At 38.8% G+C, this 24,129-nt stretch carries 14 protein-coding genes; 13 read left to right on the top strand and 1 reads right to left on the bottom strand.

Annotated features, from left to right (window positions below):
* Positions 1-184 precede the first annotated feature (184 nt).
* The 13 genes from D9V35_RS00700 (at position 185) to D9V35_RS00760 (ending at position 23,204) form a co-directional block, all read left to right on the top strand.
* A complete protein-coding gene (locus tag D9V35_RS00700; protein WP_122122893.1) occupies positions 185-1,414 on the top strand; it encodes an argininosuccinate synthase in 1,230 nt (409 codons plus the stop codon).
* Between the two features lie 24 nt (positions 1,415-1,438).
* Positions 1,439-1,921, top strand: a complete 483-nt coding sequence (locus tag D9V35_RS00705; RefSeq protein WP_110439519.1) for an FKBP-type peptidyl-prolyl cis-trans isomerase — start codon at positions 1,439-1,441, stop codon at positions 1,919-1,921.
* 23 nt (positions 1,922-1,944) lie between these two features.
* Positions 1,945-2,958 carry a tryptophan--tRNA ligase gene (trpS, locus tag D9V35_RS00710; protein WP_122122894.1) on the top strand — a complete coding sequence of 338 codons (1,014 nt, stop codon included), beginning with the start codon at positions 1,945-1,947 and terminating at the stop codon, positions 2,956-2,958.
* Between the two features lie 3 nt (positions 2,959-2,961).
* Positions 2,962-3,378, top strand: a complete 417-nt coding sequence (locus tag D9V35_RS00715) for a secondary thiamine-phosphate synthase enzyme YjbQ (RefSeq protein WP_122122895.1) — start codon at positions 2,962-2,964, stop codon at positions 3,376-3,378.
* A 20-nt stretch (positions 3,379-3,398) separates the two neighbouring features.
* On the top strand, positions 3,399-4,130 hold the full coding sequence (locus D9V35_RS00720; protein WP_122122896.1) for a ComF family protein: 732 nt from the start codon (positions 3,399-3,401) through the stop codon (positions 4,128-4,130).
* Between the two features lie 90 nt (positions 4,131-4,220).
* Positions 4,221-4,475, top strand: a complete 255-nt coding sequence (grxC, locus tag D9V35_RS00725; RefSeq protein WP_122122897.1) for a glutaredoxin 3 — start codon at positions 4,221-4,223, stop codon at positions 4,473-4,475.
* 48 nt (positions 4,476-4,523) lie between these two features.
* Positions 4,524-5,006, top strand: coding sequence for a DUF2147 domain-containing protein (locus D9V35_RS00730; RefSeq protein ID WP_162988512.1), 483 nt, complete (start codon positions 4,524-4,526; stop codon positions 5,004-5,006).
* A gap of 354 nt (positions 5,007-5,360) precedes the next feature.
* Positions 5,361-5,702: a DUF6616 family protein gene (locus tag D9V35_RS00735; RefSeq protein WP_110439525.1), complete on the top strand. Its 342-nt coding sequence runs from the start codon at positions 5,361-5,363 to the stop codon at positions 5,700-5,702.
* Positions 5,703-5,784: 82 nt separating this feature from the next.
* Positions 5,785-11,388, top strand: a complete 5,604-nt coding sequence (locus D9V35_RS00740; protein ID WP_162988513.1) for a Hint domain-containing protein — start codon at positions 5,785-5,787, stop codon at positions 11,386-11,388.
* 93 nt (positions 11,389-11,481) lie between these two features.
* Positions 11,482-12,957 carry an AMP-binding protein gene (locus D9V35_RS00745; protein WP_122122900.1) on the top strand — a complete coding sequence of 492 codons (1,476 nt, stop codon included), beginning with the start codon at positions 11,482-11,484 and terminating at the stop codon, positions 12,955-12,957.
* 75 nt (positions 12,958-13,032) lie between these two features.
* The gene (locus tag D9V35_RS00750) at positions 13,033-19,575 is read left to right on the top strand and encodes a type I polyketide synthase (RefSeq protein WP_122122901.1); all 6,543 of its coding nucleotides are present in this window, start codon (positions 13,033-13,035) and stop codon (positions 19,573-19,575) included.
* Positions 19,576-19,635: 60 nt separating this feature from the next.
* A complete protein-coding gene (locus D9V35_RS00755; RefSeq protein ID WP_122122902.1) occupies positions 19,636-21,681 on the top strand; it encodes an AMP-binding protein in 2,046 nt (681 codons plus the stop codon).
* Between the two features lie 230 nt (positions 21,682-21,911).
* Positions 21,912-23,204, top strand: coding sequence for an autotransporter strand-loop-strand O-heptosyltransferase (locus D9V35_RS00760; protein ID WP_408869340.1), 1,293 nt, complete (start codon positions 21,912-21,914; stop codon positions 23,202-23,204).
* A gap of 142 nt (positions 23,205-23,346) precedes the next feature.
* On the opposite strand, the gene ubiG is transcribed toward D9V35_RS00760, so the two are convergent.
* Positions 23,347-24,099, bottom strand: coding sequence for a bifunctional 2-polyprenyl-6-hydroxyphenol methylase/3-demethylubiquinol 3-O-methyltransferase UbiG (gene ubiG, locus D9V35_RS00765; protein WP_122122904.1), 753 nt, complete (start codon positions 24,097-24,099; stop codon positions 23,347-23,349).
* Between the last annotated feature and the right edge of the window lie 30 nt (positions 24,100-24,129).

Consider the following 24,129-nt stretch of genomic DNA (forward strand, 5'->3'; position numbering starts at 1 on the left):
ACAATAGTTGTAATAATTTAAGTTATATAAATCAAATAGTTATTAAATATACATTTTTATTCATAATATATTTTTTTTAAAATTTTAATTTTAGGTTTCTTGCAAAGAATGATGATTTAAAAAGCTTTATATTGATGATATAACCGATCATAATTGTAAAATTTTGATATGAAAAGTAAGCGGTATGGCACATAAGAATGTAAAAAAAGTTGTTCTGGCCTATTCGGGAGGGTTGGATACTTCTGTTATTTTACGGTGGTTACAAAAAACATATGAATGTGAGGTTGTAACCTTTACGGCTGATTTGGGACAAGGGGAAGAATTGGGTCCAGCCCGTAAAAAAGCGGAAATGTTTGGTGTAAAAGAAATTTTTGTCGAGGATTTGCGTGAAGAATTCGTAAGGGATTATGTCTTTCCAATGTTTCGTGCCAACACGCTATACGAAGGACAATATTTATTGGGAACTTCAATCGCGCGTCCACTTATTTCTAAAAGACAAATTGAAATTGCCGAACAGGTGGGGGCTGATGCCGTTGCGCATGGGGCAACGGGTAAAGGGAATGACCAGGTTCGATTTGAGCTGGCCTATTATGCATTAAAACCCGATGTCACTGTTATTTCGCCTTGGCGTGAATGGGATCTCGCTTCTCGTAACCGTTTATTGCAGTTTGCTGAAGAAAATCAGATTCCGGTTACTCATGATAAACGTGGAGAAGCTCCCTTTTCGGTCGATGCCAATCTTTTACATTCATCTTCGGAAGGGAAAATTTTGGAAGATCCTTCCCTTCCTCCTGATGAAGCTGTTTTTCAGCGAACAATTTCACCGGAAGATGCTCCAGATAAGGCGACTGAAATCAGTATTGATTTCAAAGCTGGTGATCCTGTAGCGATTAATGGAATTGTAATGTCCCCGGCAACTATACTGGCTCGTTTGAACGAGTTGGGTAAGGCCAATGGTATCGGGCGTCTTGATCTGGTTGAAAATCGTTTTGTTGGCATGAAATCTCGTGGAATTTATGAAACACCGGGTGGAACGATCTTATTATTTGCCCATAGAAATATGGAATCGATCACTCTTGATCGTGAGGCCGGGCATTTAAAGGATAGTATCATGCCTCGTTATGCGGAATTAATTTATAATGGTTTCTGGTTCTCACCAGAGCGCCGAATGCTGCAGGCCCTGATTGATGAAAGTCAGCATTCTGTTACCGGTCGTGTAAAATTGAAGCTGTATAAAGGTAATATTATCTTGATGGGACGTGAAAGTCCGAATAGTCTCTACGATATGCGTGTTGTAACATTTGAAGATGATGAAGGTGCATATAATCAAATGGATGCACAGGGCTTCATTAAATTAAATGCGTTACGACTACGTTTGGGCGCACAGGCAGGTCGACGTGGCGGTGCCTTGTAAAATTTGAATAATCAGGAGTTGAAAATGAAAAAGATGCTTTCTTGGATAGTTCCTGCGGTTTTGGCAATTCCCTTGGTTGCTTGCGCTGGTAGTAAAAAGGAGCAATTAACCCCCGAACAGTTTATGCAAAAGGTTGAGGCTGAACCGGGAGTGAAAACATTACCTAGTGGATTGGCTTACCGTATTATCCAGTCTGGAAACCCTAAGGAAGCCTCTCCTGCTCCAGGGGATCTAATTTTGGCGGAATATGAAGGGCGTTTGCCAGACGGTGTCATATTTGATTCATCAGATCGGCATGGTGGTGGTTTAATGCAAATGCCTGTTGAGGGATTAATACCTGGCTGGATGGAAGCCCTGCCTAAAATGCATCCTGGCGATGTTTGGCAGCTTTATGTTCCGCCTAAATTAGGGTATGGAGAAAAATCTATGGGGATTATTCCTTCAAATAGCCCATTAATTTTTAAGATTCATCTTGTTGGGGTAACCAAAAACCAACCGGATAACTAATAAATAAAGGATTAAGGTGATTTATGAGTGTCAAGCCGTCAGGTAAGCGCGTATTTTCAGGAATTCAACCAACTGGTATCCCGCATTTGGGAAATTATCTGGGGGCCATTCAGTACTGGGTTGATATTCAACAGGATAATGAATGTATCTATTGCCTGGTTGATATGCATGCCTTGACGGTTTGGCAGGAACCCGTATCCCTACGAAAACAGACTTTGGAACAGACGGCTGTTTTATTGGCTGCTGGTATTGATCCCAACAAGCATATCTTATTTAATCAATCAGCTGTATCCGCTCATGCGCGTTTGGCGTGGATTTTCAATTGTGTTGCGCGAATTGGCTGGATGAACCGGATGACACAGTTTAAAGATAAGGCGGGCAAAAACAGGGAGGCCAATTCTGTAGGATTGTATGTTTATCCTAATTTAATGGCCGCTGATATTTTGGCATATAGGGCAACGTGTGTACCTGTTGGTGAGGATCAGCGTCAACATCTGGAATTAACAAATGATATTGCCCAGAAATTCAATCATGACTACAAAACCGATTTCTTTCCTGTTGTCGAGGGATTTATTCCAAAAACAAGCGCCCGTGTAATGAATTTAAGGGATGGTAGTAAAAAAATGTCCAAATCGGATCCTTCCGAACAGGGGAGGATTGAGTTACTGGATGAGGATGATGCAATTACGAATAAAATTAAACGGGCAAAAAGTGATTCTGAACCCTTACCGTCTGAACAGGAAGGGTTGTCACATCGTTTAGAGGCGTTAAATTTAGTGTCAATTTATTCAGTTTTAGCCAAGCAATCGATTGAACAGGTGCTCCAGGATTTTGGCGGAAAAGGATTTAGTCCTTTTAAATCCGCATTGTCAGATCTTTTAATTCAAAAAATTGCACCAATCAGAGAGGAAACAAAGAAAATGTTGGCAGATAAACAATATCTACAGACAATTTTGAAAGAGGGTGCCGAGAAGGCATCAGCAATTGCTGATCCTATTGTGTCTGAAGCAGAATATATCGTGGGGTTTTTAAAATAAAGAATGAAACAGCAGGTTGGTAAATTGAGTGTTAAAACGCAAGGTCAGGGATTAACCATGATTACGGCTGACCTGTCCAGTTGGATTTTGCGATCAGCCATCAATACTGGCCTGTTAACGATATGGTGTAAACATACATCAGCTTCTTTAATCGTTCAAGAAAATACGGATATTTCGGTAAGAAGTGATATTCTAAATTATTTTAATGATCTTGTTCCAGAAAATCGCTCCTATCAGCATGCTGATGAGGGGAGTGACGATATGCCCGCCCATTTAAAAACGATGTTGACCGAAACCTCCTTGTCTATTCCTGTCATTGATCGGAAATTAAGTTTAGGGTCATGGCAGGCCGTTTATTTGTTTGAACATAGAAAAAGGCCACATATTCGAGAACTGGTTTTACATGTAATGGGGAACTAGAGAATAATGATATTAAGAAAATGCTATCGAAAGCTTATCTTGATATAATTGATTTTTTATTTCCGCCACGCTGTATTTTATGCGGTGTTCATATTCAACGATCTGGATATTTATGCTCTGACTGTTTCAAACAGCTTGAATTTATTGTGGAGCCCTGTTGTGAACAATGTGGAACGCCTTTTCTTTCTGATTCAGAGGCGGGAGAGGATCATCTTTGTTTGAGTTGTCGGGAAGAGCCATGTTTATGGGAAAAGGGGCGGGCAGCTTTTGTATATAACGAAGGGATTAAAAAGTTAATTTTACCCTTAAAATATGCAGATCGGTTGAATGGCTTGAACTTTTTAGCAGGTTCTATTTGGAATATTGCCAATCCCTTTTTTGATAATGCTGCATATATAATTCCTGTTCCGTTATACAAGAAACGTTTGCGACATAGAAAATACAATCAATCGGCCCTGCTGGGAAAAAAATTGGCCAAAAGATCAAATATTCCCCTTTTATTATTGGCCTTGAAAAGAATTAGGGATACACAGTCCTTGGGACATTTGAATAAACAGGAACGACAAGATTTACTGGAAAATGCATTTCAGGTTAATCCAGCCTATTCAAAAATTCTTCAGGGTAAGACAATTATATTGGTGGATGATGTTATGACCACGGGCAGTACCCTGATGGCCTGTAGCAGAATATTACTAGAAGCGGGTGTAAAACGCATATTTGTGGTTGTTATTGCAAAAGTAAGTTATTTCTGAAAATAAAATTATTCATTTATAGTTTATAAATTATAGATTATCATAAATAAGATATATTATTTGTAATTAAATGTTTTTGGGAGAAAAACTATGGCAAAAGTTGAAATATATACACAACCAGGATGTCCTTTTTGTCAAAAAGCTCTGACGCTCTTAAATTTAAAAGGCGTGAAATTTAATCAGATTAATGCTCCTAAAGGTACGGCAGAACGAGAAGAGGCAATAAAACGTTCGGGGGGTAAGACTACTGTTCCGCAAATTTTTATAAATGGCCAGTCAGTGGGTGGATGTGATGATTTGTTAAGGATGGAAGAGACCGGGAAGCTTGATGCATTATTGAAATAAATCAATAAATACTGATTTATTTATTAATAAATGGAGATAATTAAGCAAGTGTTAAATAAAAGTAAAGTTATAACCAAGATCTTAGGTGCTGTGATAGGCGGAATGTTCTTATGTTGTCCCTTTTATGAAAATTACGCGCAAAATCTGAATGAAACCAGATCCATGCCAGAAATTGGATTATGGACAACCAAGGCAGAAGACGGTGTTTTTCAGATATATAAATGTGGTGAGGGTCTTTGTGGCAAATTTGTAGGGATGCAATATAAAGGACCTGTTGCTCCCGTGAGTTCTAAAGGAACTTCCCAGTGCAATTTTTTAATGTTGCGTAATTTTATGCGTAAGGAAAAAAGTAAATATTGGGTAGGAAAAATTATCGATCCCCGGAATGAAAAAATTTATGATGCCAAAATCTGGATTGACGATCATGATCAATTAAAAATCCGGGGTTTTATGGGGATCAGCCTATTTGGTGAAACACATGTTTGGCATCGGTATAATCATGTGATCGATAAAGGTTGTAGAATTAAATAATGTTATTTTATTTCTACAAATAATTATTTTTTATTATTTCAATTGTTATCAAGAGCGTAATTAATAAATCGTAATGATTTATAATGGTTACGCTCTTAATTATTATATATTTTATATTTCGAATAAATTATTATTAAATTAAAGAATAGATTTTATAAATATTCGTTAAATTATATCAATAATAAATAAATCGTATTAAATTAATGATTTATTCTTTGTATTTTTATTGATATTATTAAAGATAAATTTTATTTGTTGAATCAATTACATATTTTTTATCTTATTTAAAAATCTTTTTATATAAAGATTAGGAAACTGATTTTATATAAAAATGGCGAATTAAAAGGAAATATTATGGCCTATGTATTTACCCAGGTTTTTACCGGTAGGGAAAAATGGATAAAGCTTACAAAGGCAATCAAAGAACAAGTTTTGCAACGCATGATTTCAAGTCTATCAACCTTGGCAGGTGAAAATCGGGTCCAGTTAATCGCTATTGGTCAAATAGACGGAAAAGTTCCTCGTGCAGTGGATGCGGAATATTATGTAACCTGGTCTGTACCAATTAATGAGTTGACTTCATATATAGTTAGACATTTTCAAGAAAGTGAATGGAATGAATATTTTGAATTGGTCAATATTGGGGGGAAAGCTTTGACTATCCCTCAATTTGCGGAAGTTATTTTAAGAGAATAATGCCAGATATATTTAACTAGATCATATTAATCAATTGAACAATATTTAAAAATACCATTGACTTTAATTAAGGATGAAATTAATGCAGCCTACACGTGTACAAGATGCAGCCACATTGAGAAGTGGTGAAGATTCAGTTCCCGTATCTGACGATTCTTCAGTAACTTCTTCCTTAATTTCTTCCTCAAGTTTTGATCATACGTCAACGTTTGCCATGCTTCAGCCAATTCCTGGTGCTACAAGCAACTCTATTGAATATGATCCATCTCAGGCGCATCCTGAATGGGGATCGGGTTATGAACCTGATCCTAATGGGTTTAATGATAATACATTTGCCTTTAATTTTACATCTTTGACATTTTCCATGACAGATCCTACCGACATGATGAGCACGATTGCAGCGGCGGCTGGACAAGGCTGGGATTTGTTTGCAAACGCACTTGATCCTGATTCCTCCAGGATTGTTATCAATGATCCGGGTCAAGGTAATGACCTGTTGATAGGTGATGGATTGCAACTTGTTGTTGGAGCCACGCTTAGGGATCTATTAAAAAAGAATGGGGTTGATATCACTAATCCCATCGTTAGAAAACTTATAAAAGAACAGGATTGGGGGCAAAAATTTCTAAGCCAGATTGATAATTTGATCAGTGCCCAGAATGGTCCAGGACACATGATTATCTGGAATAAAACCGGCGTTATGGTTAGTGCGGGTGACAACAAGGCAACCATGGAAGTGAGGGCTGGCAACAAACTTTATGTGGGAGACACAAACAGTTCAGGATATGATGCCTTTGGAACGGGAAATTTACAGTTAGGTTATAATGAAAAAAGTGCAACGGGTTCCGCATCGCTGATCCTGGATGAAGGGTCATATCTAAGTGTTAATGGATTTTTGGGTGGAGCGGCGGATAAATCCTATGCAGGTCAATCCATTGGTTCAGGTATGGAAAATCAGAGAACAGGTGCTGTTTCAACCCAAAATCATGTAAAAATGGATGTTGATGGAAATTGGGGGCTTGTTGGTGATATTCGACCCGATAAACCAGCCAATTGGACACGTGTAGGCAATAATAACAAGATTAATGTCGGAGGCACGTTGGGGGTTTATATGTTGGCCTCCATGACAATTGGAAGTGATACAGAGATAAGTGTTGGATCCAATGGTTGGGCCCATACAGGAAGTGGTGTGTTTGTCGGTTCAGGTGGGTATATGTCCACTGGCTTGGGAAACAGGTTTACCATTGCTGGTGGTATGGGTGCCGGTTATATGGATCTGTCCGCTTCGGGGAAGGCGGCGCAGCTGATAATTGGTGATGATAATGTCATTCATCTTACCAACAGAAATGCCGGCATATTTGCAGCTGAGGCAGGGGCATCCGTTACAGTGGGGGATAATTTGACCCTAACAGGGGCTGAAATATCAGTCGGTTATGGTCAAAATAGTATGGACCGAATTATTGATGAGGATTCCAAGTACCGTACTGCCTATATGTCTATCGGTAACGATGCCAATATTTCTCTAGGTTATGAAAATTTGTATCCGATGGCCAATGCTCCATCCTTTGCAGAGGATGGTGTGATAAGATTAGATGCCAGTAATTCACTTTTACAGTTTGGAACAGGACTTGCGCTTGAAGCGAATATAATTTCCCTGGGACATTATTTAAAAGATACTTCCAATTCAAATTTTATAGACAGTGATGGTAATGCCCTGGCTGAATTCAAGGTCGGTTCAAATAATAGCGTTGTCATTGGCTCAGGGGCAAATATCAGTTTGGGTTCTGGTATTGTTATTAATGAAAACCAGGGATATGTCGATTTGCAGGGAGGTGTTCTGAATGCTGGGTACATTCGTATGGGTCGATATTACATTGAAAATCTGGAAGTTCCCATAAACGGATCCAGTTATATATACCAGAATAATTCAAGTGCGTCGATTCATATTGGGGACGGTTATCAAGTCAGCTTGACCCAAGATATTACCATTGATGGCAGCTTTGATCGGTTAAATATTGGTGATAATGTCGGCATTCAAGGAAACGGGATGTATCTTGGTGATTTTAGAGGGATTGGTTCAGAAACCAATCATCCTACATCAAGATCATTGATTTCTGCCGGAAATCTAACCTCAATGACAATAAGTGGTGACATCAATCTGAATGGTAATGCAAATTCAGTGATGTTGGGGAGCCAATCTTTATTGGAAACCACTGACGGCAATTTAAATATAGATGGAATAAACCAGCTGTTGACTATAGGAAATGGGGGGATTTTATCCGCTGCAAAAACGCTGCTTCAGAATGGTAGTAAAAGCATTATTTCTGTTGGCAATGAAGGTAGGATTGTCGCGAGTGCTATCCAGCTAATAGGTAATGGTGAAACGTTCACTATCGGTGATAATGCTGGTATTTCTGCAGACCGAATTATTATCGGTTATCGCGGGGGTTCTTTAACGATAGGAAAAAATGTTGATTTTGATGTTCATAATTTTGATGTTAATGTATCCCGAACGGTAACATTAGGGGATGGAGCTACTGGATATATAGGTGATACAACCACGGTTGATAAAACGGTTTTCAATACGGGTAATGCGAATAATCTTGAGTTTGGCAATATATCCCTTGGCGATAATAACAAATTTAATGTTTCAGGATCAATCAAGGGAGCTGGTATAAGCCTGGGTAGCAACACATCGTTTACAGCTGCAACAAATGCATCGGTTAATTTTGGTAGTGGTAATGTCACGTTATCGGATAAAAATAATAGTTTTAAATTAAATGATAATGTTACTTTTACGGCTGGAACAGTCACTGCTGATTTGAATACGAACAATTTTATCCTAGGCTCGAATGATTTTTATGATCTAAGAGGTTGGAATTTATCAAATACGTCAGGCCCTGCCAAAACATTCACTGTCGGGAATGGAGCTACCGGCAATTTTGGTAATGTAAATTTATTGGGTAAAAATGTCACCTTCAATACGGGTAATGCGAATAATCTTGAGTTTGGCAATATATCCCTTGGCGATAATAACAAATTTAATGTTTCAGGATCAATTACAGGAACTGGGATAAGTCTGGGTAGCAATACATCATTTACAGCTGTAACGAATGCATCGGTTAACTTAGGTGGTGGCAATGTCACGTTATCAGGTACCGGTAATAATTTTATACTAAATAATAATGTTGCTTTTACGGCTGGAACAGTCACTGCTGATTTGAATACGAACGACTTCACCCTGGGTTCGAATGATATCTATGATGTGAAAGGATGGAATCTATCGAACTCGTCAAGTCTTGCAAAAACATTTTCCATTAAGGATGATGCGGCTGGTAATTTTGGTGACGTGAATTTATTGGGAAATATCACGTTCAATACAGGTAATATGAGTAATCTGACCTTTGGCAATGTCACGTTATCAGGTAACGGTAATAATTTTATACTAAATAATAATGTTGCTTTTACGGCCGGAACAGTCACTGCTGATTTGAATACGAACGACTTCACCCTGGGTTCGAATGATATCTATGATGTGAAAGGATGGAATCTATCGAATTCATCAAGTCTAGCCAAAACATTTGCTGTCGCGGATGGTGCTACCGGTAATTTTGGTGACGTGAATTTATTGGGAAATATCACGTTCAATACAGGTAATATGAGTAATCTGACCTTTGGCAATGTCACGTTATCAGGTAACGGTAATAATTTTATACTAAATAATAATGTTGTTTTTACGGCCGGAACGGTTGCTGCTGATTTGAATACGAACGACTTCACCCTGGGTTCGAATGATATCTATGATGTGAAAGGATGGAATCTATCGAATTCATCAAGTCTAGCCAAAACATTTGCTGTCGCGGATGGTGCTACCGGTAATTTTGGTGACGTGAATTTAACGGGTATGGTTAACTTTTCTACTGGTTTGGCAAACAATCTTATCTTAGATACAGTGATGTTGAACAAGAATGCATCCATTAATCTGGATGGGACGTATGTCACTGTTCATAACCTGGACATGAGTAATGGTGGTGTCGCAAATCTGAATTATAACAGTGCAGAGTCCAATGTTGTTTCTTTATCCAATGTAATATTGAGCGGTAATGGTCGGATAAAAATCGCGCAAAATTCTGAAGTTGATATTGGTTCTCTAACAATGGACGGTGTAAATCCGGGTGTTATAGAATTGGATAATGATGCAGTTTTGAATATCCGTTCAATCAATGCCACCAATGTTGGTACAGATATGCCGGCAATCATTATTCATAATGGTGCCCGTGTTATCGTTAATGGTCAACAAATAACAAGGTCAAGTTCTTCAAATGATTTGATTGCTGATTTTAATAATGAAGCCAATGGCGTTTACGAATATCATGGTAGCATTGAAGATGTCGATGGTCATTTGGTGATCAAGAATTTTAAACTCGATGATCATCTGTTATTTGAAAATGATACTGGGTCATCGGATGTTAACACTTTTTATACATGTTATAAGGACGGTATTTTATCCATTATTCACAATGATGGAAAAACATCCAAAACTATTGCCTCTTTTCGTTATGATGCAGGGGACAGCAATCAGGCATTGCCTAATGTAAATATTGTTCGGGGTTCTGATGGTAATTCCTATTTTGATATAACAAAATGCTTTCTATTGGGAACAAACATTCTTACATCTAAAGGTGAAAAACCGGTAGAATCTCTTTCCGTTGGTGATGAGGTTGTGGCTATTTGTAATAATGGAAGGATAAACCGTAAAATTGTTTGGATTGGTAAAACGGATATTTCCGTGGATCAAGGTAAAAATAAAAACGATTTGTATCCAGTTTGTATCAAAGCACACGCATTTGGTCTGAATAAACCGCATCGTGATTTATATTTAACCCCTGAACATACCGTGTATATTGATGGTGGTTTGATTCCTGTCCGTATGTTGGTTAATGGCCGTTCGATTGTTATTGATAAATCCTGGGACAAATTCCAGATTTATCATGTTGAAACAGAACAACACTCGATTTTGCTATCAGAAAATCTGATGACTGAATCTTATTTAAATACAGATGATAAGTATCTATTTGATAACGATATTGTTAATTTCGGTCTGGAGTTTAATGAACATGCAGGTCATAAAAGCTGGGAAAATGACGCAGCTGCACCATTGACTGTTTCCAGAAGCAAGGTTGAACCGATTTGGAATCGTTTGGATCGCAGGGCAACTCAGCTGGGGTATAAACCTATCATAAAAAGAGCGATAACCCGTAATCCTGATTTATGCCTTATTACTGATAAAGGGAAAAAGATTAAGCCTGTTCATTTCAAGGATAATATTTACAGTTTCTTTATTCCTGATGGTACTTATGTTGTAGCCATGAATTCAAAAACATCTTTACCTTCAGATGTTATTGGACCCTTTATAGATGATAGACGGACACTAGGTGTTTTGGTTTCGAAAATTAGCGTGATTTCTAATAGAACCCTGATCATGTTCCCGACTGATATTTCGGAACTTTCAGGTTGGCATAGCATTGAGCCCGATAGAACAGATCGTTGGACAATGGGATTGGCGCAATTGCCAATTGAGATAACAAGATTTGGCACTGGGAAAAAATTGATCCGGGTTGAGCTGACAGATACAGCTTCTTATTTTGTTGAAGATGATATCAATGAAATGATGAAACTGGCATAAAGCAATTTGTTGATTGTCCAGTTAAATAGGGTTAATAGAGCTTTCCTTTTATTATAGCTAAAAGGGAAGCTTTTATTTAAGGGAAAAACAGACGTGTTTGATCGCTTCATAGATTATGTTGCAAAAGTTGCACCGGATAAAATTGCTATCCGTTCATTCGAAGGCTCAATTACTTTTGCGGCAATGAATAGAGACATAAATCGGCTTGCACATGCTTTATTGGACGTTATTTATAATAATAGTTCCGAAATTGTGGCTGTTAATTATAAGCAAGTACATATTCACTGGATGCTTTTAATGGCGCTAAGCCGAATTGGTGTCGCTTCAGCGTCAGTGTCCAGTAATAGCGAGATTGCTGAAAAGGAGATTGCTATATTGCAGCCTGATGCAATTATTAGCGATACGCTTTTTGATATTGATACGGCAGCTAAAATACACGTGCTTGATTTGAATTGGTATGATCAGGCCATGAAGCGTTTCAAACCTGATCCCATTTATACGCTCTATGAACCGGATCGTATTGTACGTGTTTCAATTGCGGCTGGAACGTCTTTCATGCGGCATAGAATTGATTATACAGCCTCAATGATTGAATCATCTGTCATAAGGATGATTACCCAGGAAAAAATCAGCTGGTCTCTTATGTCGGAAATTCCGAGATATCCAACATTGCTACCCACATTAGCTTTTGGCAGTTTTCATGGATTTTTATGCTATCTAAGCATCTGGTCAATCGGCGGGACAATTATTATGGCTGATCGCGAGCAGTATTTTGCCGCTATTGCCATGTTGTCACCTGATTTGATGGTTATTTCGCCTGCACAGCTTCAATTGATTGCAGAAAATTTGCCAGAAGATATACCCAGACAGGATCATTTAAGATTAATTGTCGTTGCTGGTAATTTTCCTAATGGTTTACGTCATTTTGTTCAGCAACGTCTGACAAAAAATCTGAATGTTACCTATGCGACAAGTGAGGCAGGGGTTATTGCTTCGATCAATATTGATCAAATCAACCATGATGACACAGCGGGGTGGATCATGCCATGGATTGATGTGCAGGTTGTTGATGATCAAGACCATCCACTAACATATGGTGAGATAGGTAATATCCGAATTAAAAGTCCAAATATCGTACAGAAATTTTTCCAAAATGTTCAGGATGCTCATAAACAGTTTAAAAATGGTTGGTTCTATCCCGGCGATTTAGGAATATTGAATGAGGAAGGTCTTTTAAGGCTGATTGGTCGTGTAGATGAACTTTACAATTTTGGAGGTGATAAATTTTACGCTAATAAAATTGACGCAGTCATTTGCAGTATAGAAGGTATAAAAGATGCGGCTCTGTTTTCCATGCCTGATAACGATGGAATTCAGCAACCCTGGTTAGCTATTGTCCGCGGAGATAATTTTGATATTGATCAAATTGCCAGGATATTGGAAAAAGAATTTTATAACCTGCCCGATGTAAGTGTCTTATGGGTTAATTCCATTCCGAGGGATGAAGAGGGACATGTGTTGCGCAATCATCTAGAAAAGCTGGCAATGCAATATATTGAAACCATTTAATAAAAATTCGAGATAGAACATTTTATTAATGAGAAAATATAATAAATAATTATAGAAAAAAGAAAGTGTTATTTTATGGGAAGACTAATAAACAAATATAGTAACGAAGAAATTGCAATCGTTGGTATAGGCTGTAGATTCCCAGGAGATATTTTCAATCTTTCAAGTTTTTGGGAGGCTATTTGTCAGAAAAAAGAAACGGTTAGCCGTATTTTGCCTGATCGTTGGAACTGGCGGACGGCCTATGATCAGGATAATTCAGTTATTGCCAAAAGCTTTTTTCTAAATGCCAGTTTTCTGACACAGCCTATAGTTGAATTTGATCCCTTGTTTTTTGGTATGTCTCCTAAAGAGGCTGTACAATGTGATCCACAACAAAGAATATTACTTGAAGTCGCGTGGGAGGCGTTAGAAGAGGGGGGTCTTGTTCCATCATCCTATGCTGGACAAAAAGTGGGCGTATTTATAGGTGTCTTTGCGACGGACTGGTTAACGAAACACTCTGTTAGCGAAGCGAAAGAAGGGGAAATAGAAAGAAATTTTCTTCCTACAACTTTGCCGATTACTATGCTTTCTGCCAGACTTTCTTATTTTTTTGATTTTTGTGGTCCCTCGCTTGTTCTTGATACAGCCTGCTCATCTTCTTTAACCGCAATTCATCTGGCGTGTCAAAGTCTGAGAAATGGCGATAGTGATATGGCCTTGGCCGGCGGCGTTAATTTGATGATCACGGATCAATCCGGTGCTATTGTCGCCAAGGCCAATTTCATGGCCGAAGATGGAAAAAGTAAAAGCTTTGATGCTTCTGCTGACGGATATGGCAGGGGAGAGGGTTGTGGTATTGTTGTTCTTAAACGGCTGAAAGATGCTGTGCGTGATGGAGATAAAATTCATGCAGTCATTAGCGGGGTTGGAATTAACCAGGATGGACATAATGAAGGATTAACCGTTCCAAATGCGCGTGCACAGGAAAAACTAATTCATCAAGTTGCTCAACAGGCCAATGTACAATTGGGAGATATCGCTTATGTTGAGGCGCATGGAACAGGGACACCTGTGGGAGATCCTTTGGAAGCTCAGGCAATCTCCAATACAATTGGCAAAAGCCGACCGAACGGACAACCTGTTATCATAGGATCTGTAAAGGCAAATATCGGGCATTTAGAAGCGGCGGCAGGTGTGGCCGGATTGATTAAGGCTTGTTTGTGTGTCAAGCATAGAGCCGTGCCACCACAGGCAAATTTAAAAGAGCCAAATCCTAATATCCCTTTTGCTGAGATGAATTTACGCCTGATTCAGGATAAAGTTGTTTCATTAAAATCCTTGTCAGATGATTTATATGTTGCGGTTAATTCCTTTGGTTATGGTGGATCAAACGCAAATGTTATTTTACGGGCTCCTCGTCAAAATGAACAATCATCAGATATCTGTGGCAAAACTGCTTGTTTACCTTCAAATCGGTATATTTTATCGTTATCAACGAAACAATTGCCGTCTTTAAAATTGATGGCACAAAGTTATTGTGAGTATTTCGAGCAGGGAACCGATATATCCCTTGCGGATATCTGTTATTCAGTGGGAAAGCATCGTTCATTTTTTCAGAAACATCTGGTTGTTGTTGCAAAAAACAAAGATGAATTTATTCAAAACCTTCAGGATTTTATACAGGATAAGGTAAATTCGGATGTAATAATTGGTAATCAGCAGGTTAAAACACAAAGCAGGCCTGTTTTTGTTTTTTCTGGCATGGGTCCACAATGGTGGGGAATGGGAAAATGGCTCTTATCGAGGGGGCCTGCTGAATGTATAACAATCGCTGGGAAATGTGATTCTTATTTTAAGAAATTGTCAGGTTGGTCAATTCTTGAAGAGATGCAGAAAATGGAAACCGAATCTCGTATTCATGAAACGGCGGTGGCTCAACCCGCCATTTTTGTAATTCAAGTTTGTATAGCGACAGCCCTGAAAATTTATGGAATTGAACCATCTGCGATTGTAGGACACAGTGTTGGTGAAATTGCTGCCGCCTATATTTCAGGTGCTTTAAGTTTGAAGGATGCCGTTACCGTCATTTACCATCGTAGTCAATTGCAACAAAAATTTTCTGGTCAGGGGGCAATGCTGGCCGTCGGTCTGCCACCTTCATCGGCGGTCAATTTAATTGAAAAATATGCCGGAGATGTTACGGTCGCCGCGATTAACAGTACGCGTTCTTTTACTCTATCTGGATCAAAAGAAAATCTAGAAAAAATTGCACTTGAACTTGATAGGCATTCAGAATTCAATCGTTTTCTTAGGGTGGAACTTGCCTATCATAATCCCATCATGGATCAGATCCGGGAAGAATTTGAGGCGTCAGTGCAAGATATTTGTCCACAAATGCCTGTAATCCCCTTGTATTCGACGGTTACGGGGCGTATTTGTGATGACACCTTCTTTCATGATGAGAATTATTGGTATCGTAATTTACGTCAAACAGTTTTGTTTGCCGAGGCGGTATCCTCTCTTATTCATGATGGACACAATCTATTTTTGGAAATAGGTCCTCATCCAGTTTTATCTTCTTCTATCAAAGAATGCGCTGCAACATTAAACAGTTCGATTGCTGTTACTTATAGTTTGCACCGTTCTGAACCTGAAGAAAAAGCCATTATAAAAACGCTTGCCAATCTTTCCGCAATAGGTCTTGATCTTGACTGGGGAAAAATCACGGGTGGAAAACGGGTCGATTTACCTTTTTATCGTTGGGCACGAGAAAGTTATCTTTTTGAGAGTAAACATTCTAAAGCGACACGGTTGGCGGAACGCGTAAATCCAGTTCTAGGCAATGTTGATTGGGCCGCATCACGGGGCTGGTTGTCCGAGATGAATATCAATTTTATGCCATGGTTGCCCGACCATAAGGTTGAAGGGATGATTGTCTTGCCTGGGGCGGCGTATGTTGAGGCCGCGTTGGCAGCTCATGCCCAACTGGCAATTGATGCACCTAAAGAAATGCAGGAGCCTGCCATTATCGAGGATCTGCAATTAAAAAAGGCAATGATTATTGACCAGCATTTTTATCCGTATATGACTTGGTGCCTTGATGATTTAACAGGGCGATTACTTGCTTTTGGGCGAGTCAAAAATGATTCGCATGAATGGGAATTATATGCAACGGTTGCTCTGCGACGTACTATGCCATGGTCGGAAGATAAGGTAATTGATCTCCAGATATTAAAAGGGAAAATGTCTGAAGATATTCAGATTGAGTTCTTTTACCAGAAATTACGTGAGCATGGACTGGAATATGGCCGGACTTTCCAAACAATTAAGAGATTATATCATAATTCTGATGCCGTATTGGCCTATCTTGAAATTGCTGATACTGAAAAGAATAGTATCAAGGATTATTGTATTCATCCAACCTTGTTGGATGGGGCTTTTCAACTGTTTGGAATTTTGTGTGCAAAACAACAGATAAAAGATACCACTTTCCTTCCTGTCGCTATTGAGCGGGTTATGTATTATGGTCGACATGAGGGCAAGTTATATGCTTATGCCAATAATCCGGTAAGAGATGAAGACTTATTCACTGGTGATATTGATCTTTATACTGAAAAGGGAGAATTGATTGCTTCTATCAAGGGGTTGACTGTTAAAGAAATAGCCAGTCAAAAGCAGAAAGAAGCCAGACAGATGGGATTGCTTTATCATCGTGAATGGCAAAAATCAAAACCTTTATCTCTTCTAGGAGAAATTGCCAAGATTGCGATATTGACAGATAGTGATCAATTTTTGGAACTCCTGAAAAAAGAACTTGAGATGCAGGGGATAACTGTTCTTGTTGGAAAGATTGGTCAGCAGTTTGGAAAAGAGATCGAAGACCTATTTCATATTCGGGAAGGTCAGGTAAAAGATTATCAGGATTTTTTTTCTTTTGTTAATATTCATCAATGTCGTGCGGTTGTTTATTTTTATACCAGAAACAACGAATTTGAAGATAGAATTGGATTGTCTCTGGTACAAGAAGCTCTGGTGCTGTCACATGGATTACCGGTAATTGAAGAAAAGAAAATTTCAGAGAATTTTCGTTTCGTGATAATTACTAATGGATCAGAACAAATTCATGAAAATAATAAATCAATTAATTTGGATCAATCATCATTAAGAGGATTTGCGAGGGCTTTTTCCTTTGAACGTCCTGAACTGAAATTAAAATTGATTGATATTGATGCGGATCTTAAGACAGATTCAGCTATCCTTGCAGCCGAAATCCTGGATGAGGAGATGGAGGATGATGTTGTCTTGCGTGGTCAGGATCGCTACCTATCCCGTCTAACACCAATGACAAGGCGTGAGGAAATGCAATGTGTTCCCTATGAACAATTTGATTCTCAAAAAATTGGATTTCGGCTTGTTTCTGGTTTTCCGGGTATTTTGGATAAAATCCGTTATGATGCATTTGTGCGTCAACCACCGCCTCCAGGTCATGTAGAACTTGAAATTATTGATGCTTCTTTGAATTTTAAAGATGTATTGAAAGTTATGGGCCTGTTACCGCGTTCTGTCATGAAGGATACATTTCACGGTGATGGACTGGGAATGGAAGCCTCTGCAAAGGTTGTCGCCGTTGGTAAAGGGGCGGAGGAGGCTGGCTTTTATGTTGGAGATCGCCTTGTCATTACGTTTAAGGGATGTTTAACCTCACATGTTACCCTGGCATTGAAGGATATTTACGCGGTCCATTATTCCACGCATTCCTTGTTAAGGGAATCAAAACGATATCAGTTGACCTCTGATGAAATTGATAAAATCAAGGAATATGATCAACATAAAATCCCTGATGCAGAAGCGGCTACTGTGCCCATAGTGTTCTCTACAGCTTATCATACACTGATCAATTTGGCGAATTTACAACAGGGTCAAATAGTTCTTATTCATGCTGCGGCAGGAGGTTTGGGACTGGCAGCAATTCAAATTGCAAAAATGCGGGGAGCCAGAATTTTTGCAACGGCTGGAAATGAGAAAAAACGTCAGTATTTGCGGGATTTGGGATGTGAACAGGTTTGGAATTCGCGTAATCTTGAATTTGTCGATGGGGTTAAACAGGTAACTTGTGGAAGGGGAGTGGACGTTATCCTGAATTCCCTATCAGGAGAAGCATTACATCACAGTTTGGAACTGCTTGCCCCATTCGGCAGTTTTTGTGAGGTGGGAAAGAAAGATATTGCCGAAGAACGTTGGATGCCAATGAAGGCATTCAATAAAAATATTAATTTCTTTTCTATGGATTTGGATCGGATGGGAGCTGTTTGTCCAGAAAAAGTTCTGGATATTGTGACAAAAATTGTGCGGGATATAATGAATGACAAAATTATTCTGCCACCCTGTAAGGTCTATCCTGCTGCCAAAGCGGTTGAAGCGTTCAGAACATTAGCTTCTGCCCAGCATATCGGTAAAATTGTAGTCAATTTTACCGATACAAAAGATGTAATGGTTAATCCTCTTCAAAAAGAAGTTGCCTCGATTGAAGCCAATGCGCTTTATCTGGTGACAGGCGCTTATGGCGGTATGGGGCTTGAATTGGTGCAATGGCTGGCTGAAAAAGGAGCCAAACATCTTGTCTTGATAGGGCGCTCACTTAAGAAAAATGATTCATCAATTCAGAAAATTCTAAGCATCTTACAAGAGAATGAAATCAGTTTGTATCAAATGCAGTGCGACCTCACGGATCTTCATGCCCTACAACAAACAATTGGAAAAGTGCAACAGTTGCCATATCCCCTAAAGGGAATATTTCATTGTGCTGCAATTATTGATGATGGAGTGGTTGAAAATCTTGATAGGGAACGGGTTGCAAAAGTTATGTTACCCAAGGCGCAGGGTGCCTGGTATCTGCATGAGCTGACCATGGATATTGCGTTGGATCATTTTGTTTTATTTTCATCTGCGACTCATTTGTTTGGCAATATCGGTCAGGCAGCCTATATTTCCGCAAATGCCTTTCTGGATGCTTTGGCGCAATATCGTCAAAGGATTGGTTTGCCTGCTCTATCTATTGAGTGGGGCGCTATTGATGGTGGCAATATGCTGAAAAAGGATAGTCATGTTGTCAAAACATTTCAGAATTTTGGAGTGAATCCTCTACCTGTCAAAAAGGCACTCGATGTAATGCCATTATTATGGAAACTTCACAAACCCTTTTTGGCCGTCCTTGATATTGATTGGTCAAAATGGTTCAGCGCGTTTCCTGTTACGCGAACTTATGGTCGTTTTCAGCCTTTGACCGCATTAGGGGTTTCAACAGGTGAACAGACTGAAGTTATGAAACAGTTAAATACCTTGCCCTTAGAGGGGCGTTTACCTTTTGTCATCGAGAATCTAATTCATATTTTGGAAAAAACGTTGCAATTGCCAGCAGATACAATTGATGGAAATACTCGGTTAACCGAGCTCGGAATTGATTCTTTGATTGGAGTGGAACTGCAGATTGCGATCAGTAATCAGTTGGGATGTGAAATTTCGTTGCTACAGCTTATGAAAGAGGAAAATCTTCAGGATGTTGGACGGGTATTGCTTAGAAAGTTAAAAGTTCCTTTTGAAAGTAATGAAATTTTAACACTGGAAAATGTCTGAGAATAATTCAAGTAAAAATTTGAACGTGTAGATACGAGTGATGGTATTGGTAAAGAAAAGATGGTTTTGATTATCCCGAAAGAACAGACGGAAGACCGAACTTGTAAGCGACATAACGTTGTTGATTGGCGAAACGATACCCTTGTTGATATGGTGCGGCATCGTGCATGTTCATCACCCTCAATGGTTATTTATACGCTGTTGAATGACCAATGTGATCCTGTTGACACTCTGACGGCCATTCAACTTGATCATCAGGCTTCGGTTATTGCGGCAGGACTGCATCATTTTGGCAAGGAAAAAAACAGGGTTTTGATCTTATGTGAAAATGATTTGAATTATGTTTTGGCATTTTTTGGCTGTATATATGCCAATATGATCCCTGTTTCAGGAATTCATGTTGATGTTATTCGCAGTGATGAACGATTTGCAACGGTTTTAAATGATGCGCAACCAGATTTTGTTATTGGTCCACGTCATTTACTGATCGAATATAAAGATTATTTTCGGAAACTGGATTGTAATCCTGTCTGGATTCCCCTGGAGGTTTTATTAAATGTCAGGGATAAATTAATTAAAAAGGGTGATAATAAGGATGTTGCTCTAATTCAGTACAGTTCAGGGACGACACGGAATACGAAAGGGATTTTGATTACGCATCGTAACTTGATGTATAATGTGCGACATCAGCCAGCAAGTGAAAAAATTCTTGAAAGTGAATGCAACGGATTGAGTTGGTTACCTTTCGCTCATGATATGGGATTAATCGGGGGGATTATAGTTCCAGTAGGTTTGGGACGAAAAATTTTTCTGTTGCCTCCAAAATATTTTATTGAAAAACCGGTAAGATGGTTACAGGCGATTACCAGATATAAAATACAGGTTTCTGGCGGACCAACATTTGCCTATAATCTTTGTTTAAGGGAAATCACGGAAAATGAGATCAGGAAATTAGATCTATCGTCATGGCAAATAGCAGTGAATGGGGCAGATAATTCTCAGGCTGAAACAATAGAAAAATTTTGCAAGAGATTTTCCTCGGCAGGGTTCAGGGCCAGGCATTTCATTTTTGGATATGGTCTTGCCGAGGCAACGTTAACCGTTACTAACAGCAAGGCAAATGTTTCCCCTAAAATCAGGAATTTTTCACGAAAAGCCCTGATGACAGGTTTCGTTAGGCAGGCTTCTGATGTTAATGATCAACGCATTTTGGTTTCATGTGGTTATTCTTTGGAGGATCAAAAGATTGTTATTGTGAATCCGGAAAACGACCAAATCCTACGAGATGGACGGGTCGGAGAAATTTGCGTTTCTGGACCCAGTGTTGCGAGAGGATATTTCAATCGTCCAGAAGAAACAGAGGATGTATTTCATGCAAAATTATCTGGTTCCAAGGAATTTTATTTACGGACCGGTGATTTGGGGTTCATTTATGAAAATGAATTGTACTTTGCTGGAAGGATCAGCAACGTCATAACATTAGGCAACAAGAAATATGATCCTGGCGATATTAGTGGCACATTGGAAAATTCCTGTCCTGATATCCGCATTAATGGAACAACCTTCTTTCTTGAAAATTTAAAGGATCCAACATCAATAACCATTCTTGCGGAAACCATACGAAATCCCGTCAAGTCATATGAAGAAATTGCCGGATATATTTATGAAAAGGTAATCAAGCTTTATATGATTTGGCCTCGGACAATTGTATTGACACGTCCGGGAGGTGTCTTAAAAACACCCAGTGGCAAAATTCAGATTGCGCGTACGCGAGAAGCTTTTTGCGAGAAGAAACTTCCTGTCATTAAGGAATTTCGATATCAGGTTCCGATCATTACAGCATTTTTGTCTTTTAAAGAGGCATATAATCAAGTAGAAGAATGGATTGGAAATGTAACGAAAGATTGGAGGGGGAATGTAAAGCAATTAACACGCAACAAATTGTTGAACAAAGAGGTTAATTATGACCTTTTGTTAGACTTACGTTATAAATTTGAAGAAAAATTTCACGTTGAGATTGACCCATCTGATTTTATGACCGCATGTCAAACATATACGGATTTATGTCATTTATTAGCAAAGCAAATTTGTAATTCTGAATTATAAAAATAATTTTAATTCTACATTGAAAGGGAACTATCTTGACCCAGAATGATAAGGTGAGAGTAGAAGGGTTTGAAAGAGTTAAATTAAAAGTTAAAGGTGAAGACAATTTATCAAGTTCTCTGGAAAACAAGCAGACTCAGGAAAGTGAATTAATTAACAAAATAAATAATTTATCACAAAACAGGCAGGTCCAAGACGCCATTCAAGCATTGGATAAACGATTTTCACCTATGATTGGTGGTGAAGAGGTGAACAATCAAACAGAACAAAAGCCGGCAAATAGCACCAAAAATCTGGTAAACCAATTTATACAGGCTTCTCCTAAGCCTACCCAAAAAGGACCCATGGGTATTTTATACGATTTTAATTTTGGAATACGCGTATATGTTCCAAAACCAGCTGCAGGGGAGGGATGGCGCGTTTGTTTAATGGATCTTGATACAGAGGTTGTCTTGCTGGATCAAACCTGCCAGGATCAAGGATATGCAACCACTGCCAAACATCATTATATGAATGGAAAAATCATTGTTTCAAAGATTCATAGGGATGGAAAGCAAGAAGAGGTTCTTGTTCATGAATATAATGCTCGGGGCAAGGAAGTTTTAATTGCCTTTCCAGTCGGATCCTTGGGGGATTCACTGGGTTGGGTGCCCTATGCAGAAAAATTTAGGAAGAAACATGACTGTAAACTGACATTGGCTTTGGGAAAAAATCTTATTGATTTGTTTGAAAAAGCCTATCCGGAAATCAGATTTGTTGACGCTTCTGTTTATGCTCAACAGAAAATTGAAAACAAATTTTATGCAGGATATTATATAGGTCTGTTTTTTGAGGATGAACAAAATAATTGGCAACCTCGTGATTTCAGGTTGGTAGGATTACATCGAACGGCAGGATATATTTTGGGTGTGGATCCTGAAGAGGTTCCCCCTTGTTTGGTTGCAAGTGAAGATACAAGACCTATTCCAGAACCTTATGTAGTCATTGCTACACAGGCCTCGACACAATGTAAATACTGGAACAATCCTTTTGGATGGCATTATATTATTGATTTTTTGAAAAGCCTTGGATATCGTGTAATTTGTATTGATAGGGACAGGGTTTTCGGAAAGGATCTTGTTTGGAATCATATTCCAAACGGTGCGGAAGATCAAACAGGTCCGCGTCCTTTGACGGAAAGAGTACGCTGGTTAAAATATGCCGAATTTTTTGTCGGATTATCTTCTGGCCTTGCCTGGCTTGCATGGGGTGCTGGTATTCCAGTTGTTGTTATTTCAGGATTTACCAATCCATTAACTGAATTCAAGACGCCTTATCGTGTGTTCAATACGCATGTTTGTAATGGATGTTGGAATGATATTCGATATTTATTTGATCATAATAATTTCCTATATTGTCCGAAACATAGCAACACTTCCCGACAGTTCGAATGCACCAAGGCAATTTCTCATCAGCATGTTATCAAAACCATTTTGTCCATTCCAGGTTGTCGTCAGAAACCAGTAAATGAAAAAGGCAAGTAAGGTTTAATAACAGTTGGATGTAAGGGTAACGGGCAAAATTCTTTAAGGGATATGATTAAGTCAATCCAATAATGTTGGAGTGAGAGAAAAAGCTTCTAGTTTTTTCTAAAAGCTTTTTTTAATTTATTTTGTAGTTAACAAATTATGAGTTTGTTAAGCAGGCAATATAATTGATTTTTACATTCTGGGTCAGTTTCCATCCATTTGGATAGAAAGTCATTCCGGCAATAGATTTTATGCGTAATCCGGCAGAATGTGCCATTTTGCCCAATTCAGAAGGTGTGATGAATTGTCTCCAGTTATGTGTACCGACAGGCAACTTGCGTGTAATATATTCAGCTGCTACCTTGGCAAATAGAAAGGCTGGTAATGTACGGTTGATTGTTGATACAAAAATCATGCCATTGGTTTGTAACAACTGGGAGATATTATGGATAAAGTTCTGAGGATCATTAACGTGCTCAAGTAGCTCTAGGGCCGTAATGACAGAAAAATGTTGATTTTCGTGAACAAGTTCCTCAATGCTCCCCACCTTGTAGGTTAATGAGCCGCCTTTAGGGAGCAAGGGTGTTGTATCTAGATGATATTGTGCGGCTTTGATAACTTTTTCTCCGGCATCTATTCCCAACACATTGTATCCCATATTTGCCAGGGCTTCACTGGCCAAACCGGCTCCACATCCGATATCCAGAATATTGCCGGATTTGTAATATTGGTTATTATGTCTCAAGTTGCGGTTGATCCATTCAATACGAAGATCATTCATGTCATGAAGGGAGCTCATGGGCCCTTTTCGATCCCACCACTGATCTGCGAGCTGATTAAAATGATCAATTTCATTCGTGATAATTGAATTATTTTGCTTATTGGCATTATCTGTAGTATCGATAGGCATTTATTTCACCCTCGGTGGAAGAAAAGTAAT

It is taken from the genome of Commensalibacter melissae, from assembly GCF_003691365.1.
In the GTDB taxonomy this organism is placed as follows: domain Bacteria; phylum Pseudomonadota; class Alphaproteobacteria; order Acetobacterales; family Acetobacteraceae; genus Commensalibacter; species Commensalibacter melissae.